We start from the raw sequence: 16,042 nt of genomic DNA, 5'->3' as shown, positions 1-16,042 counted from the left end.
CCGTCGGTGCTCGTTACTGGTGCCATGGCCGCTTGCGGCGGTAAGGTAGAACCTGTTCTAGTTGTACCAGGTATGGCGGCGAGGAGGGAATATGGAGATCGACGTCGACCGCTCGCTCTGCGAGGCGAACGCGATCTGTGTCGGCTTCGCGCCCGAGGTCTTCGATCTCGACGAGGACGAGGAGCTGGTCCTCGCGACGACCGACGTTCCGCAGAACCAAGTAGAACGTGTTACTCAAGCGGTGGCGAGCTGTCCGAAAAACGCCCTGCTCATCCGGGGTTAGCGCCGTTGGTTCATCCCTTGCATGAGACAAGAACAGATTCTAGTGTGTGTCCGTGAGAGGCAAGGAGGCCCGGAGTGAGCTTGGACGGCAAGACGGCCATCGTGACCGGAGCCGGCGCGGGACTCGGCCGGGCCGAGGCACTGGCGCTGGCCGCGTCGGGCGCGTCGGTGGTGGTCAACGACGTGTCGGCCGCGGCGCGGGAGGTGGCCGACGAGATCGAGGCCGGGGGCGGCAAGGCGATCGCGGTCACCGGTGACGTGTCGGAGTCCTCGACCGCGGACGCGCTGCTCACCGCCGCCGTCGACCATTTCGGCGGTCTCCACCTCCTGGTCAACAACGCGGGCGTGCTGCGCGACCGGATGCTGTTCTCGATGTCCGACGACGACTGGGACACCGTGCTCGGCGTCCATCTGCGCGGGCATTTCCTGCTTTCCCGCAACGCCGGGGCGTACTGGCGCGACAAGTCCAAAGTGGACGGCGCGCCGGTGTACGGCCGGGTGGTCAACACGGCGTCGGAATCGTTCCTGCTCGGCGCTCCCGGCCAGCCGAACTACGGCGCGGCCAAGGCGGGCATCGCCGCGCTCACCGTCTCCACCGCGCGCGGTCTTTCGCGTTACGGCGTCCGCGCCAACGCGATCTGCCCGCGCGCCCGCACGGCGATGACCGAGGCCGTCTTCGGGGCCGAAGCACCCGACGGTGTCGACCCGCTCTCGGTCGACCACGTCGCGCCGTTCGTGACTTTCCTCTGCTCGCCCGAAGCCGACCGGGTCAACGGTCAGGTGTTCCTCGTCTACGGCGGGATGGTCGCGCTGATGCGGCCGCCGTCGGTGGAACAGCGCTTCGACACCGCCAACGGCACCTGGACCACCGAAGAACTCGTGACCACCGTGGGCGGCTACTTCGCCGACCGCGACCCGGAACGCATGTTCGCCGCTTCCGAGATCATGTCGCTGCCGTAGACCGTAGGAGATGATGTAGTGGGCAGGCTCGATGGCAAGGTAGCGCTGATCACCGGCGGGGCCAGGGGACAGGGCGAGGCGGCCGCACGGCTCTTCGTCGCCGAGGGCGCGCGGGTGGTGATCGCGGACATCAACGACCTCGACGGCAAGAAACTCGCCGCCGATCTCGGGGAAGCCGCCGTCTACCAGCATCTCGACGTCGGTGACGAGGCCGAGTGGGAGACCGCGATCCAGCGCGCCCTGACCGAGTTCGGCCCGCCGACGGTGCTGGTCAACAACGCGGGCATCCTGCATTTCTCCGAGCTGGGCAAGACCACGCTGGCCGATTACGAACGCGTCATCCGGGTCAATCAGATCGGGGCGTTTCTCGGGATGCGTTCGGTCGTTGAACCGATGACCGGGGCCGGTGGCGGCTCCATCGTCAACGTGTCCTCCGTGGAAGGCCTCGCCGGGATGCCGTTCCTCGTCGCCTACACCGCGAGCAAGTTCGCGATCCGCGGGATGACCAAGGTCGCGGCGCTCGAACTCGGTGCGAAGAACATCCGGGTCAACTCCGTGCACCCCGGCGCGATCGACACGCCGATGGTCGCCGCGGCGGCGGGCGGGCAGAAAGTCGACATGTCCTGGGTGGGCGAAAAGGTCGCTCTGGGCCGGGTCGGGCAGCCGGAGGACATCGCGAAACTGGTGTTGTTCCTGGCCAGTGACGAAAGTTCGTACAGCACGGGTGCCGAGTTCGTCGCCGACGGCGGCGCGACGGCGACGCACGCACTCAAGTTTTAGCGCGGAGGTGCCGAGAGCAAAGTGAACACCGCTAACGCACTGGGGCGTTGACAGGTGGAGTAAGACTCGGGGCAGGCTACTGGGAGGTTCTGTGAACGCGTCGGTGTCCGTCCCGGGTACGGGTGCGCTCACCCAGGTCGGCAGACTCGCGACCCTGTCGTGGGAGGTCCTGCGCGCGATCTTCAAGCGCCCGTTCCAGTTCCGCGAGTGGATCCAGCAGTGCTGGTTCTTCGCCAGTGTCACCATCCTGCCGACGGCGCTGGTGGCGATCCCGTTCGGCGCGGTCATCGCGCTGCAACTGGGCTCGCTGACCCAGCAGATCGGCGCGCAGTCGTTCACCGGCGCCGCCAGCGCGCTCGCCATCGTCCAGCAGGCCAGCCCGCTGATCACCGCGCTGCTGGTGGCGGGCGCCGGCGGGAGCGCGGTCTGCGCCGACATCGGCGCCCGCAAGATCCGCGAGGAGATCGACGCGATGGAGGTGCTCGGGGTCAACCCGATCCAGCGCCTGATCGTGCCCCGCGTCCTCGCCGCGATCGTGGTTTCGGTGCTGCTGAACGGTTTGGTCAGTGTCGTGGGCGTACTCGGCGGCTACTTCTTCAACGTCGTCATGCAGGGCGGGACCCCTGGCGCGTATCTCGCCAGCTTCAACGCGCTGGCCCAGGTGCCGGACCTGTGGGTCAGCGAGATCAAGGCGCTCCTCTACGGTTTCGTCGCCGGGGTGGTCGCGGCCTTCCGCGGGCTGAACCCGGCGGGCGGGCCGAAGGGCGTCGGCGACGCGGTGAACCAGGCCGTGGTGATCACCTTCCTGCTGCTGTTCCTCATCAACGTCGTGCTGACGGCGATCTACCTGCGGATCGTGCCGCCGAAGGCGATGTGACATGGCAGGCGAACCCGTTGTTTCGGATCGGACGCTCGAGATCATCGCGCGCCCGGGTGCGATGCTGGAGGGCTTCGGCGGCCAGCTGTCGTTCTACTTCCGCGCGCTGGCCTGGACGCCGCGCACGATCCGGCGTTACCGCCGTGAGGTCTTCCGCCTGCTGACCGAAGTCAGCTTCGGCACCGGCGCGCTCGCGGTGATCGGCGGGACGCTCGGCGTGATGATCGGGATGACGCTGTTCACCGGGCTCATCGTCGGCATGCAGGGTTACTCGGCGCTGAACCAGCTCGGGACCGCCGCCCTGACCGGGTTCATCTCGGCCTACTTCAACACCCGCGAGGTCGCGCCGCTTTCCGCGGGGCTCGCGCTTTCGGCCACCGTCGGCTGCGGGTTCACCGCGCAACTGGGCGCGATGAAGATCTCCGAGGAGATCGACGCGCTCGAAGTGATGGGCGTGCCGAGCCTGCCGTACCTGGTGACGACGCGGGTGATCGCCGGCGTCACCGCGGTCATCCCGCTCTACGCCGTCGGCCTGCTCTCGTCCTATCTGGCCTCGCGGCAGATCACCATCTGGCTCTACGGCCAATCTGCGGGCACCTACGACCACTACTTCACGCTGTTCCTGCCGCCCGAAGACGTGCTGTGGTCGTTCCTCAAGGTGATCGTCTTCAGCGTGCTCATCATCCTTTCCCATTGCTACTACGGCTATACCGCCGGTGGTGGGCCCGCCGGGGTCGGTATCGCGGTCGGCCGCGCGGTGCGGACGTCGATCGTGCTGATCTCGGTGCTCGACTTCTTCCTGAGCCTCGCGATCTGGGGCGCCACGACGACGGTGAGGATTTCCGGGTGAACAGGGGGACAGTGCTGCGACGGCTCCGGCACCAGGTGCTGGGCCTGATCTTCCTCGTGGTGGTCGTGCTGTTCTTCGTCACCACCATCGCCTTCTACCAGAAGGCCTTCACCACGGTGACCCTGGTGAAACTCGAGACCGACCGCATCGGCAACCAGATGCGCGAAGGCGCCGACGTCAAGGTGCGCGGGATGGTGGTGGGCGAGGTACGGACGATCCAGGCGCACGGTGACCGTGCCACGATGGAATTGGCGCTGCGACCGGACAAGACGCCGGTCATCCCGGCCAACGTGTCCGCGCGGCTGCTGCCGAAGACGTTGTTCGGTGAGCGGTATGTCGCCCTGCAGATCCCCGACAAGCCGGATCGGCACATCGCCGAGGGCGACGTCATCCCGCAGGACCGCAGCAGCAGCGCGATCGAGCTGGAGACCGTGCTCGGTAACGTGATGCCGCTGCTGCAGGCCGTGCAGCCGGAGAAGATGGCGAGCACACTCAACGCCGTCGCGTCCGCTTTGGACGGTCAGGGCAAGCAGCTCGGCACGACACTGGCGGGACTGTCGGACTATCTCGGAAAAGTGAACCCGTCGCTGCCCGACCTCAAGGCCGACATCACCGGGCTGGCCAACGCCGCCGCGATCTACGCCCACGCCGCGCCGGATCTGCTGGCCGCGCTGTCGGATCTGACCACCACGAGCAAGACTTTGGTCGAGAGCCAGCGCGGGCTCGCCGACGTCTATTCGACGGTGACCGCGGCTTCGATCGACCTGACGAGCTTCCTGAAAGTGAACCAGGACAACCTGATCCGCCTCACCACCAACCTCCAGCCCACCTTGGACGTCCTCGCGAAGTACGCGCCGGAGTACCCGTGCCTGCTCAAGCAGCTGGCCGAATCGGTGCCGCGCGCGGAACTCGCGTTCGGCAAGGGAACCGCGCATCCCGAGGTCAGCCGGGTGACCATCGAGTTCACGCCGAGCCGCGGCAAGTACCTGCCCGGGGTCGACGAACCGAAGTACGACGACAAGCGCGGCCCGCGGTGCTATCCGCAGGTGCCGCCGCCGGGACGCTGGCCGCAGTACCCGCCGGACGGCGCGATCGCCGACGGTTCGTCCAAACCGGCGCCGCCGCGTGACCCGGACGGCAGGCTGCCCGCGGGCGGGAGCGCGGGTGGTTCGGTGGTGAACACGCCGGACGAGCGACGGCTGATCGACCTGCTCGTGTCACCGGCGATGGGCACGACGCCGGACCAGGTGCCGAACTGGGGCAGCCTGCTGGTCGGACCGCTGTACCGCGGGGCGGAGGTGGAGCTGCGATGAGCTGCGAGCCGAACTCGGGTTCCGGGGCCGTGAAGGCCTCCTTCCCTACCCTGAGCGTAGGGAAGGAGGCCTTCACGGACGGCCGCTTCGGGCGCGGGAGTTGTCCGGCCGCGGCAACCGGGGGCGGCCACTCACGAGGCGGGAGGGGCGCCCGATGAGGTCCTTCGTCCCGGATCTGGTCAAGATCCTGATCTTCGCGGTGGTGACCGTGCTGCTCACCGCGATCCTCGGCGCCACCATCGCGAACACCGACTTCGGCGAGACGTCGGGCTACGTCGCCAAGTTCACCGACGCGTCCGGGCTCAAGGAAGGCGACGACGTCCGCATCGTCGGGGTGAAGGTGGGGCAGGTCGACAGGATCGAGATCGAAGCGGGGGAACGGAACCTCGCCCGGGTCCACTTCGACGTCCAGTCCGCGCACCGGCTGCCGGCGTCGGTGACCGCGACCATCAAGTACCGCAACCTGGTCGGGCAGCGGTACCTCTCGCTCGGCACGGACATCGGCGACCAGGAATCGTTGCCGCGCGGCGGGATCATCCCGCCCGAGCGCACCAAACCGGCGCTGAACCTGACCGTGCTCTTCAACGGATTCAAACCGCTCTTCCGCGCGCTGCACCCCGAGGACGTCAACAAACTCTCCTACGAGATCATCCAGGTGTTCCAGGGCGAGGGCGGGACGATCACCAGCCTGCTCGCGCACACCGCGTCGGTCACGTCGGCCATCGCGGGCAAGGACAAGATCATCGGTGACGTCATCGCGAACCTCAACACCGTGCTCGGCACCGTCGAACGGCGCTCCCCGCAACTGGGCGAACTGATCGACCAGACGCAGCGCCTGGTCACCGGGCTCGCCGAACAGCGGCAGCCGATCGGGGAGGCGGTAAAGGCACTGGGCGATCTCACCGTCGCCACCACGGGCCTGCTCGCCGACGCGCGTCCCGCGCTCAAGGACGACGTCGCGCAGCTCGGCGCGCTGTCACAGAACCTCGGCGATTCGGAACAGCTGATTGACCATCTCCTGCAGGTGCTGCCGGGCAACCTGCAGAAGTTCACCAGGACGCTGAGCTACGGCAGCTGGTTCAACTACTACCTGTGCGGGATCTCCGGCAGCATCGGCATCAAGTCGCTCAACATCGAATTGCCGATCACGCCGCTGCCCGGCACGCAGCGACCGGAGAGGTGCGGGCCGTGAAGCCGCTCAAGGAACGCAACCAGGCCATGGTCGGTGGAGTCGCCTTGGTCCTGATCGTCTTGATCACGATGACGACGTACTTCTCCGACCGGATCCCGCTGTTCGGCAGCGGGACGACGTACTCGGCGCACTTCGGCGAATCGGCCGGATTGGCGCCGGACAACGAGGTGCAGGTCGCCGGGGTCAAGGTCGGCCAGGTCACCTCGGTCGAGCTGGCGGGCAAGAAGGTGCTGGTGAAGTTCCGGGTGAAGGACGTCCGCGTCGGCGACGCCACCGCCGCGTCGATCGAGATCAAGACGCTGCTGGGGGAGAAGTTCCTGGCGCTGACGCCGAAAGGCACCGGCGACCAGGATCCGAACGCCACCATCGGGCTCGATCGCACACGGACGCCGTTCGAACTGCAGGACGCGTTCCAGCAGCTGTCCGGCACGGTCGGCGAGATCGACACCGCACAGCTGGCGACGAGTTTCACCGTGCTCTCCGACGCGCTCAAGGACAGCCCGCAATACCTCAAGGACACGCTGAGCGGACTGTCTTCGTTGTCCAAGACGGTTTCTTCGCGTGATGGTGACCTGAAGACGTTGCTGGCCAACACCAGCAAGGTGGCCAAGACGCTCTCCGACCGCAACGCCCAGCTGAAGCGGATCCTCGACGACGGCAATCTCCTGCTCGCCGAACTGCAGAACCGGAAGGACGCGATCAGTACGTTGCTCAAGGGCACGCACCAGGTTTCGGCACAGCTGTCCGGGCTCGTCGCCGACAACCGGCAACAGCTGAAGCCGACGCTGGAGAAACTCGGCAAGGTCACCGACATCCTGCAACGCAACCAGGACAACCTCAGCCGCAGTCTCGCGCTGATGGCCCCGTTCGCCCGCGTCGGCGCCAACGCGACCGGCAACGGGCGCTGGTTCGAGGGCTACCTGTGCGGACTGTTGCCGCCGACGATCATCGCCGGCGCGTTCCAGGTCAATCCGGAGGGCTGCACCCCGCCGATCGCGGCGCCGAACCAGGGGGTGGGCGGCCGATGACCCTCCACACGCGCACCGGGCGCACGCTCTACACATGGGTCGCCTTCGCCTGCGTCGTCGTACTGATTCTGACCGCCGGACTCTGGCTGGTGTTCAGGGACCCGGGCGGGACGAAGATCAGCGCGTACTTCGGGAAGACCGTGGGCCTCTACGCGGGGTCGTCGGTCCGGGTGCTGGGGGTGAAGGTCGGCGAGATCACCGGGGTCACGCCGCAGGGCGGGGCGGTCCGGGTCGACATGCGGATCGACGGCGGCACCCCGATCCCGGCGGACGCCGGTGCCGTCGTCGTCGCGCCGAGCCTGGTGAGCGACCGGTACGTCCAGCTGACCCCGGCGTACGAGAGCGGCCCCGAAATGGCCGCGGGCACGGTGATCACCAAGGAGAAGACGGCGACCCCGGCCGAACTCGACGACCTCTACACGAGCCTCGACAAACTCTCGACGAGCCTGGGACCCAACGGCGCCAACAAGAACGGCGCGCTGTCCGATGTGCTCGACACCGCCGCGGCGAACCTCGGCGGCAACGGGAAGAACCTCAACACCACGGTGACGCGGCTGTCCGAACTGGCCAAGACCCTCGACGGTGCCAAAGGCGACCTGTTCGGCACGGTACAGAATCTGAACTCGTTCACCACCGCGCTGGCCGAAAGCGACCAGCAGCTCAACGAGTTCTACCGCCGCGCCGCCGACGTCAGCGGGTTCCTGGCCGCGGACTCCGCCGACGTGGGTGCCGCGCTGAACTCCCTGGCGACGGCGATGGGCGACGTCGAGAAGTTCGTGGCGGAGAACAAGGATCTCCTCTCGTCCAATGTGGACAAACTCGCGGGGCTGACGAAGGTGCTCGTGGACCAGCGGGCCTCGCTCGCCGAGGTGATCGACATCGCGCCGACCGGGGCGACCAACTTCATCAACTCCTACGACGCGGCGTCCGGCACGATCGCCGTACGGGACAACCTGAACGAGCTGACGCATCCGCCGATCCTCACCGTCTGCCGTCTGATCAGCGCGAGCACGCCCAAACCGATCCCGGACGCGCTGGGGAACATCTGCAAGCAGCTCGCGCCGATTCTCGACGGCACGTTGAAGCTCCCGTCGGTCCCGCAGGTGCTGGCGTCGCTGCAGAGCGGCGAACTGCCGCCGCTGCCGCTGCCCCTGGTCGACGTCCTCACCAAGGGGGTCCCGAAATGAGGCGCCAACGGCAGAAGATCGCGGTGGTGATGGCGGGTGTCCTGGTGCTGGCCGGATGCGGTGACGGCGGCTTTTCGGGGTTGTACAACACCCCGCTGCCCGGCGGAGCCGATCTCGGCGATCACCCGTACCGGCTCTCCGCGCAGTTTTCCGACGTCCTCGACCTCGTCCCCCAGGCGAGTGTGAAGGTCAACGACGTCCCGGTCGGCCGGGTCGAGAACATCCAGCTCGCCCCGGATACGCGGTCGGCGTGGGTGAACATGGTCGTCAACGGCGACATCGCGCTGCCCGCGAACGCGCGCGCCGAACTGCGCCAGTCGAGCCTGCTGGGGGAGAAGTTCGTCGATCTGCACGCCCCCGGCAAACCTGAAGGATCCCTTGCCGAGGGCGCGAAGATCCCGCTGGACCGCACCCGCCGCAACCCCGAGGTCGAGGAGGTCCTCGGCGCGCTTTCCCTGCTGCTCAACGGCGGTGGCGTCGAGCAGATCCAGAAGATCAGCCACGAACTCAACGACGCGCTCACCGGCAACGAGGCCGAGATCCGCTCCCTGCTGTCCCAGGTGGACAAGCTGGCCACCGAACTCGACGGGCACAAAGGCGAGATCCTGCGGGCCATCGACGGTCTCGACAAGCTGTCCAAAACGCTGGCCGGGCAGACGCGAAACCTCACCAACGCGCTCGACAACCTCTCGCCGGGGCTCAAGATCGTGACTGAGCAACGCGATCAGCTCGTCGGCATGCTGCAGTCGCTGAACACGCTGTCCGGGGTCGCGACCGATACGATCAAGGCCAGCCGTGACCAGCTGGTGGCGAACCTCCGCGCGCTGCAGCCGGCGCTCCACAAGCTGACCGAGGCGGGCCAGGACCTGCCGACGGCACTGCGGATCCTGCTCACCTACCCGTTCCCCGACTACGCGGGCAACGTGATCAAGGGCGACTACGCCAACGTGGACGCCAAGATCGACCTGAACCTGGACACCTTCCTGGAGAACATGAACAACTCGTCGCAGCCGATCATCCAGCTGCCGGGGAGCAAGGGCACCGGTACACCCGGCGCGATCCCGTTCAACACCGGTGCGGCGCCACCGATATTGCCGCTGCCCACCGGTGATCTCCCGCAAGCGCCGCAGGTTCCGCAGGGACAGGGCGGGGACGTCCTGGGCGGCGTGCTCGGCGGGATCCTCGGGCCGCTGCTGGGAGGTGGCCGGTGATCACGCGCAAGACCAGGATCCAGCTGGCGGCGTTCTTCGTCATCGCGGTCGTGTCGGTCGTCTACGCGGGGGGCAAGTACGCCGGGCTGGACCGGCTCTTCGGCACCCGCGGATACCTCGTCACCGCGCAACTGGTGGACTCCGGCGGGATCTTCGTCAACGCCGAGGTCTCCTATCGCGGTGTCGCGGTCGGCAAGGTCGCGTCGATGACGCTCACCGAACACGGCATCGACCTCGGCCTCGACATCGATTCGGACGCGCCGAAGATCCCGGCGGACACGAAAGCCGCGGTCGCGAACCGGTCGGCGGTGGGGGAGCAGTACGTCGATCTGTTGCCCATGCACGAAAACGGGCCGTACCTCGCCGATGGTTCGGTCATCGAACGGGACCGGACGTCGATCCCGCTCGCCCCGGACACCGTCCTGTCCAATCTGGACAAACTGGTGTCGAGTGTGCAGCCGGAATCGCTGAAGACCGTGGTCGACGAGACCTACGAGGCGTTCGCCGGCGCCGGGCCGGAGCTGCGGCAACTGCTCGACAGCACCGGTTCGCTCACCGCGACGGCGACGCAGTACCTGCCCGACACCCAAGGCCTGCTCGCCAGTTCGCGGACGGTGCTGGACACCCAGCAGCGGCAGGCGGACAACATCACGAAGTTCTCCAGCGGGCTCAAAACGATCGCCGCGCAGCTGAAGACGTCCGACCCCGATCTGCGGCGGGTGATCGACGAAGCACCGAAGCTGAGCCGTCAGATCAGCGACGTGCTCGCGGTTTCGGGGACCGACCTCGGGGTGCTGTTCGCGAACGCGCTCACCACCGCCCAGATCACCTCCGCCCGGACCGACGCGATCGAGGAACTCCTCGTGGCGTACCCGATCATTTCGGCGTTCTCGCGCTCGACGTCGCCGGACGGCACCGGTCATCTCGGGGTCGTGTTCAACTTCTTCGACCCGGTCTCGTGCACCAAGGGTTACGAGGGCACGAAACAGCGGCCCGCCAACGACCTCACCGAGGCACCGGTGAACACCCAGGCCTACTGCGCGGAGCCGCCGGGAAGCCCCACAGGGGTGCGAGGCTCGCAGAACGCCCCGTACGCCGGGAAGCCGCCCGCGGTCCCGGAACGGCCGAAGCAGACCCCGCAGGCGGCGGAATCCGCGCAGCTGCCCGGGGTGCTGAGCCTGCTCACCGGGTCCGGACCCGGCGGGCTGGGCGCGTTGCTGGGCGGTAAGTAGTGCTCACCCGCGCCCTGACCGTCATCGCCGCACTGGCGGTCGTCGCGGCCGCCTGGTTCGGCTGGGCGTGGTGGAGCGCCGCGCGGGACGACGGCCTCGCGCGCGGACGGGAACGCGAGGCCGTGCTCACCGCCGCCTCCGGCCAGCTCGAAGTGCTCAACACGATCGACTACCGCACCGGCGCCCAGGACGTCGATCGCTGGCTCGGCGTCACCACCGGACGGCTCGGCAAGGACCTCGCCGGCGACCGGAAGCTTCAGATCGACCGGGCGAACACCGGCAAGACGGTGGCGACGGCCAAGCTGAAACAGGCGGCGGTGACCGAACTCGACGCCGTCGCCGGAACGGCGCGGCTGATGGCCGTGCTGGACGTGGAGGTCAGCACCGGCGGTGGCTCCGCCGTACCCAAGGTCAGCAGGCTGACCGTGGACTACCAGCGGGTCGAGGACGGCTGGAAGGTCAGCGCGGTGCAGGCGGCGGGCTCGTGACCGGGCGGGCACCGCGGCTCCTGCTCGCGATCATCGCGCTGGCCACCGGCTGCGCGGTGTGGTTCGGGATCCAGGCGTCGGCGCTGGGGTCGGACGGCAACGCGGCGCTCGTGGACCAGGCCGCCACCGCCGAGGTCGCCGACCAGGTCGGTGCCGGCGTGAAAGCCGTGTTCTCCTACGACTACAGCAATCTCGCGCGGACCGAGCGGGCCGCGGCCGACGTGCTGACCGGCGAAGCGACCGGGCAGTACCGGGACCAGTTCGCGTCGGCGCGCGAACGGGCCGAGGAGCGGAAACTGGTGCGCACGACGACGGTCCGTTCGCTCGGGGTCCGGTCGTTGCGCGGCGACCGCGCGGAAGTGCTGTTGTTCCTCGATCAGCAGACGCTCACCGCGGGCGGCGGCGCCCCGCAGTCGTCGGTCTCACAGCTTTCGGTCACCGCCCAGCGAATCGACGGCCGATGGAAGATCTCGCGGCTGACCCCGCTCTGATCACGAGAGACGTTTCATGCTCGCCCCGCTGATAGCGCCGCCGGAAACAGTGTAGGAACCGGAAAAGGTCCGCAGCGAACCGTCGGTCTGCCGAGCGGAAAGATCGACGTACACCGTGTTCCCGCTCACGCTCGTGACCGTGAGCGCCGCCCATGAGGTCGTCGCGAATCCCCTGACGTAGGAGTCGTAAGTCCCGCCTTTGGCCAGCCGTCGCCCGCCGAGATTCCACGCGGTGAGGAAATCACGCCGGTTGAGCGCGTCGTAGTAGGCGATCACCGTTGGGGCCACGGGAACCGCGGGCGCGGGATGGATCGTCCGTGTCGTCGGTGGCGCGACGTAAACCGTTTGGGGTGGCGCCGCGACCGCGGGCGGCTGGAGCACGATCGTATTCGGCGGAGCGGCCACCGCGACGGCCGGAGTCGCCGTTCCCTGATGGGGTACCGCGCATGCCGCCAGCGCGCCCGCCGCCAGCGCGCCCGCCGCCATCAGCGTCCCCGCGGCCCACTTCTTCGTTTCCATTCTTCTCCCCTTTTCTTCGTGCTCTCGAGAATGCGGGAAACAACGGAGCCGTCACTAGGGGATTTGGCCTCGTTACGAATGGTGAAAAACGCGCCGGAACCGTTATGGGATCTTGTGCGAGGAAGGCGTAGGCCACCCTCGTCTCACGCCGGATCCCCGCCGGGTTTAGCGTTAGGCATGACCACTGCACCTGTCGATGTCGAGAGCGCCCGCCGCGACTACGCGGCCCTCGTCGACCGTGGCCTCTCCCTGGACATCACCCGCGGCAAGCCGTCCCCCCGCCAGCTGGACCTCGCCGACGGGCTGCTCGCGTTGCCCGGTGACGTGCGCAAGGCCGAGGACGGCACGGACGTCCGCAACTACGGTGGCCTGAAGGGCCTGCCCGAACTCCGCCGCATCTTCGCCGGACCGCTGCAGGTCCCGGCCGAGCAGCTGCTGGCCGCGGGCAACTCCAGCCTGGAGCTCATGCACGACGTCATCGTGCAGGCCTTCCTGAGCAAGCTTCCCGGCGCCGAACGCCGCTGGGCCGACGAGCCGACCGTCAAGTTCCTGTGCCCGGTCCCCGGTTACGACCGCCACTTCGCGCTGGCCGAGCGCTTCGGTATCGAGCTGATCCAGGTGCCGCTCACCGAGACAGGCCCGGACATGGACGTCGTCGAGCGTCTCGTCGCCGAGGACGCCGCGGTCAAGGGCATCTGGTGCGTGCCGAAGTACAGCAACCCGACCGGCATCACTTACAGTGACGACACGGTGCGCCGGCTGGCCGCGATGACCACGGCCGCGCCGGACTTCCGGATCTTCTGGGACAACGCCTACGCCGTGCACCACCTCACCGACGTCGAGGTGCCGCTGGCCGATCTCTTCGCGCTGTGCGCCGAGGCGGGGAACGCCGACCGCGTGTTCGTCTTCGGCTCCACCTCGAAGGTGACCTACGCCGGTGGCGGCGTCGGCTTCCTCGGCGCTTCCGAGGCCAACCTCGCCTGGTGGATCGCCCTCATCGGCAAGCGGACCATCGGCCCCGACAAGGTCAACCAGCTCCGGCACGCCCTGTTCCTGCGTGACGAGGACGGCGTCCGCGAGCACATGCGCAAGCACGCCGAACTCATCGGGCCGAAGTTCGCGGCCGTCGACGAGATCCTCACCAAGGAGCTGGGCGAGAGCGGCCTCGCGTCCTGGACGAAGCCGACCGGCGGGTACTTCATCTCGCTGACCGTGCCCGCCGGGACCGCCAAGGAGGTCGTGCGGCTGGCCAAGGAGGCGGGTATCGCGCTGACCCCGGCCGGTGCGACGCACCCCTACGGCGACGACCCCGAGGACGCCGTCATCCGCATCGCGCCGACCTACCCTGAGCTGGCCGAAGTCGAAGAGGCGATCCGCGGCCTCGCCGTCTGCGTTCGTCTTGCCGCGGCGACGAAGAAATAAAGTCGAGATCTTTTCCCATCCGGGTCACGGGTGGTTCCGAACGTCCGAGTGGGTGGGTGTGCACCGCAAAGACGAGAGGAACCACTCGTGTTCGGAAAGCCGTTCGTTCGTACCCTGATTTCGCGCAGTGCCGGGAACCGCACGGATCGCCGCCGGTTCCTGAAGGCGGCCGGCGCGGCGGGGCTCGGTGTCGTCGGCGCGACCTACCTCGGCGTACAGGCCACCTCGACCGCTTCGGCGACGGGTGAAGCGGCCGCCGAGGGCGGGCCCAGCGACGCGGCCGTGCTGAATTTCGCGCTCAACCTGGAGTATCTCGAAGCCGAGTTCTACTCCTTCGCCGTCCACGGGCGCGGGCTGCCGGACGACATCACCGGCGGCGTCGGCACCCAGGGCGGCGTGGCCGGCGGCAAGAAGGTGATGTTCCACGACAAGGCCTTGCACCAGTTCGCGAAGGAGATCGCGAGCGACGAGATCGCCCACGTCGAGTTCCTGCGCGGCGCGCTGGGCGAGGCCGCGGTCTCCCGGCCGGCGATCGATCTCAAGGACAGCTTCACCGCCGCGGCGCGGGCGGCCGGGCTGATCAGCGAATACCAGCAGTTCGACCCGTTCGCCAACGAGAAGAACTTCCTGCTCGCGGCGTTCCTGTTCGAGGACGTCGGCGTGACGGCCTACAAGGGCGCCGCCCCGCTGATCACCAACAAGACCTTCCTGGACGCGGCCGCCGGGATCCTGGCAGCCGAGGCGTATCACGCTGCCACCATCAGGACGTCGCTGTTCGACCGGGACCTCGGCGACGCGGCGGCCAAGATCTCCAACGCGCGGGACGCCCTCGACGGTCCGGGCGACGACGATCAGGGCATCCTGCTCGGCAACCAGGCCAACATCGTGCCCGCCGACAACAACGGCATCTGCTTCGGCCGCGGCGCCGACCGGGTGCTGAACGTGGTGTACCTGAACCCGGGCCCGGTGAAGGAGGGCGGGTTCTTCCCCAAGGGGGTCAACGGCGACATCGTCGCCAGCGGCGGCGCGTGAACCCCGCTGTCGTGCCGCCGTTCCGGGTACCTTTTCAGGACGGCGGCACGACAGGGGGTTCGCGGTGAGGGCAGTGATCATCGGCGGTGGTATCGCGGGCACGGTGACGGCGATGGCGTTGCGGCGAGCCGGAATCGACGCGAGCGTTCACGAGGCGTACCCGTCCGGTGGTGAGGACGCGGGCGCGTTCCTGACCATCATGCACAACGGCATGGACGCGTTGCGCGCGATCGGCGCCGAGGGGCCGGTGGTCGAGAACTCCTTCGGCGCGGTGGGACTGGAACTCGTGACGCCGGACGGGCGCACCGTGGACCGGCGTTCTTTCGACATCGACGGCCTCGCCGGGCCGCGCACGATGACGCGGGCGTCGCTCTATCGCACGCTGCAGGAGGAGGCGATCTCACGCGGGATCGCCGTCGAGCGCGGGAAGCGGCTCGTTGCCGCCTCCCCGGGCATCGCCCGGTTCGAGGACGGGTCCACCGCCGAGGGCGACATCCTGATCGGCGCCGACGGCCTGCGCTCGGTCGTCCGGACCATCATCGATCCGGACTGCCCGCCGCCGCGCTCGACGGGCCTCGACGTCGTCTACGGCTACACGACCGACACGAGCGTCCCGCAGGCGCCGTCCGTCTACCGGATGGTCCAGAGCCTGCACGCCTTCTTCGGCTACACGAGCGCTCCCGACGGCTCGACGTACTGGTTCGCGCGGCTCCCCGCGGCCGAAGGAGTCCGAGTAGGACTGTCGGCGGCCGAATGGCGTGCGGCGGCCTTCGCCGCCTTCGACGGGGAACCGTTGCCTGCCGCGGAAATCATCCGTTCGACGGGGGACGACGTCTTCGGCGGCCACTCCTACGACGTCCCGTTGACCCCGGTGTGGTCCACCGCGTCGATGGTGCTCGTCGGCGACGCGGCGCACGCGGCTTCACCGGCCGCGGGTCAAGGGGCGTCGATGGCACTGGAGGACAGTGTCGTGCTGGCGAAGTGCCTGCGGGATCTTCCTGACGCGCCAACGGCTTTCGCGGCTTACGAGCGACTGCGGCGAGCGCGGGTGGAGAAGCTGGTGGCGAGCAGCGCCGCGCTCTCTTCGGGGACGACGTCCGACGAGGGGCGGAATTGGCTGTACCAGCACCACATCGAGTGGGACGAGACGATTGCCGCGTGACGGCCTGTCACATGTG

The 16,042-nt window shown here is 68.2% G+C and carries 17 protein-coding genes; 16 read left to right on the top strand and 1 reads right to left on the bottom strand.

Annotation, left to right across the window (positions count from 1 at the left end; translation table 11 throughout):
- The first annotated feature begins 91 nt into the window (after positions 1 to 91).
- The 13 genes from AVL48_RS17650 (at position 92) to AVL48_RS17590 (ending at position 11,891) form a co-directional block, all read left to right on the top strand.
- Positions 92 to 283 carry a ferredoxin gene (locus tag AVL48_RS17650; RefSeq protein ID WP_061984140.1) on the top strand — a complete coding sequence of 64 codons (192 nt, stop codon included), beginning with the start codon at positions 92 to 94 and terminating at the stop codon, positions 281 to 283.
- Between the two features lie 74 nt (positions 284 to 357).
- Positions 358 to 1,242, top strand: coding sequence for a 3-oxoacyl-ACP reductase (locus AVL48_RS17645; RefSeq protein WP_061984142.1), 885 nt, complete (start codon positions 358 to 360; stop codon positions 1,240 to 1,242).
- An 18-nt stretch (positions 1,243 to 1,260) separates the two neighbouring features.
- Positions 1,261 to 2,022: a glucose 1-dehydrogenase gene (locus AVL48_RS17640; protein ID WP_061984143.1), complete on the top strand. Its 762-nt coding sequence runs from the start codon at positions 1,261 to 1,263 to the stop codon at positions 2,020 to 2,022.
- A gap of 91 nt (positions 2,023 to 2,113) precedes the next feature.
- A complete protein-coding gene (locus AVL48_RS17635) occupies positions 2,114 to 2,899 on the top strand; it encodes an MlaE family ABC transporter permease (RefSeq protein WP_143104862.1) in 786 nt (261 codons plus the stop codon).
- Between the two features lies 1 nt (position 2,900).
- Positions 2,901 to 3,749: an MlaE family ABC transporter permease gene (locus AVL48_RS17630; RefSeq protein ID WP_061984146.1), complete on the top strand. Its 849-nt coding sequence runs from the start codon at positions 2,901 to 2,903 to the stop codon at positions 3,747 to 3,749.
- A complete protein-coding gene (locus AVL48_RS17625) occupies positions 3,746 to 5,062 on the top strand; it encodes an MCE family protein (protein WP_061984148.1) in 1,317 nt (438 codons plus the stop codon). The genes AVL48_RS17630 and AVL48_RS17625 overlap by 4 nt, the downstream gene beginning before the upstream one ends.
- Before the next feature lie 154 nt (positions 5,063 to 5,216).
- Complete coding sequence (locus AVL48_RS17620; RefSeq protein WP_061984150.1) at positions 5,217 to 6,254, top strand: MCE family protein; 1,038 nt, start codon at positions 5,217 to 5,219, stop codon at positions 6,252 to 6,254.
- The gene (locus AVL48_RS17615) at positions 6,251 to 7,282 is read left to right on the top strand and encodes an MCE family protein (protein WP_061984252.1); all 1,032 of its coding nucleotides are present in this window, start codon (positions 6,251 to 6,253) and stop codon (positions 7,280 to 7,282) included. The genes AVL48_RS17620 and AVL48_RS17615 overlap by 4 nt, the downstream gene beginning before the upstream one ends.
- Entirely contained in the window at positions 7,279 to 8,469 is a 1,191-nt protein-coding gene (locus tag AVL48_RS17610; protein ID WP_061984152.1) for an MCE family protein, read from the top strand. The genes AVL48_RS17615 and AVL48_RS17610 overlap by 4 nt, the downstream gene beginning before the upstream one ends.
- Positions 8,466 to 9,680 (top strand): MCE family protein, encoded by a 1,215-nt coding sequence (locus AVL48_RS17605; protein ID WP_061984153.1) that lies wholly within the window; start codon positions 8,466 to 8,468, stop codon positions 9,678 to 9,680. Before AVL48_RS17610 ends, AVL48_RS17605 begins: the two co-directional genes overlap by 4 nt.
- Positions 9,677 to 10,912 carry an MCE family protein gene (locus tag AVL48_RS17600; RefSeq protein ID WP_061984155.1) on the top strand — a complete coding sequence of 412 codons (1,236 nt, stop codon included), beginning with the start codon at positions 9,677 to 9,679 and terminating at the stop codon, positions 10,910 to 10,912. Before AVL48_RS17605 ends, AVL48_RS17600 begins: the two co-directional genes overlap by 4 nt.
- Positions 10,912 to 11,400 carry a hypothetical protein gene (locus tag AVL48_RS17595; RefSeq protein WP_061984157.1) on the top strand — a complete coding sequence of 163 codons (489 nt, stop codon included), beginning with the start codon at positions 10,912 to 10,914 and terminating at the stop codon, positions 11,398 to 11,400. Before AVL48_RS17600 ends, AVL48_RS17595 begins: the two co-directional genes overlap by 1 nt.
- Positions 11,397 to 11,891 (top strand): hypothetical protein, encoded by a 495-nt coding sequence (locus tag AVL48_RS17590; protein WP_061984159.1) that lies wholly within the window; start codon positions 11,397 to 11,399, stop codon positions 11,889 to 11,891. The genes AVL48_RS17595 and AVL48_RS17590 overlap by 4 nt, the downstream gene beginning before the upstream one ends.
- Here the strand turns inward: AVL48_RS17590 and AVL48_RS17585 are convergent, their stop codons facing one another.
- On the bottom strand, positions 11,892 to 12,410 hold the full coding sequence (locus tag AVL48_RS17585; protein WP_061984161.1) for a hypothetical protein: 519 nt from the start codon (positions 12,408 to 12,410) through the stop codon (positions 11,892 to 11,894).
- Between the two features lie 177 nt (positions 12,411 to 12,587).
- Between AVL48_RS17585 and AVL48_RS17580 the strand changes: the two genes are divergently transcribed.
- From AVL48_RS17580 to AVL48_RS17570, 3 genes are all read left to right on the top strand, one after another.
- A complete protein-coding gene (locus AVL48_RS17580) occupies positions 12,588 to 13,832 on the top strand; it encodes an aspartate aminotransferase type Ic (RefSeq protein WP_061984163.1) in 1,245 nt (414 codons plus the stop codon).
- Between the two features lie 87 nt (positions 13,833 to 13,919).
- Positions 13,920 to 14,864: a ferritin-like domain-containing protein gene (locus AVL48_RS17575; RefSeq protein ID WP_061984165.1), complete on the top strand. Its 945-nt coding sequence runs from the start codon at positions 13,920 to 13,922 to the stop codon at positions 14,862 to 14,864.
- Positions 14,865 to 14,928: 64 nt separating this feature from the next.
- A complete protein-coding gene (locus tag AVL48_RS17570; RefSeq protein ID WP_061984166.1) occupies positions 14,929 to 16,026 on the top strand; it encodes an FAD-dependent oxidoreductase in 1,098 nt (365 codons plus the stop codon).
- Positions 16,027 to 16,042 lie beyond the last annotated feature (16 nt).

The sequence above is a fragment of the Amycolatopsis regifaucium genome, assembly GCF_001613935.1.
Lineage (GTDB): Bacteria > Actinomycetota > Actinomycetes > Mycobacteriales > Pseudonocardiaceae > Amycolatopsis > Amycolatopsis regifaucium.
The sequence above is the reverse complement of the archived record's forward strand: the minus strand, read 5'-3'. Positions and strand labels throughout refer to the sequence as shown.

Coding starts and splice junctions, on each gene's coding strand:
- AVL48_RS17620 (WP_061984150.1), top strand. CDS start 5,217: ATGAGGTCCTTCGTCCCGGATCTGGTCAAGATCCTGATCTTCGCGGTG.
- AVL48_RS17585 (WP_061984161.1), bottom strand. CDS start 12,410: ATGGAAACGAAGAAGTGGGCCGCGGGGACGCTGATGGCGGCGGGCGCG.
- AVL48_RS17630 (WP_061984146.1), top strand. CDS start 2,901: ATGGCAGGCGAACCCGTTGTTTCGGATCGGACGCTCGAGATCATCGCG.
- AVL48_RS17580 (WP_061984163.1), top strand. CDS start 12,588: ATGACCACTGCACCTGTCGATGTCGAGAGCGCCCGCCGCGACTACGCG.
- AVL48_RS17605 (WP_061984153.1), top strand. CDS start 8,466: ATGAGGCGCCAACGGCAGAAGATCGCGGTGGTGATGGCGGGTGTCCTG.
- AVL48_RS17610 (WP_061984152.1), top strand. CDS start 7,279: ATGACCCTCCACACGCGCACCGGGCGCACGCTCTACACATGGGTCGCC.
- AVL48_RS17650 (WP_061984140.1), top strand. CDS start 92: ATGGAGATCGACGTCGACCGCTCGCTCTGCGAGGCGAACGCGATCTGT.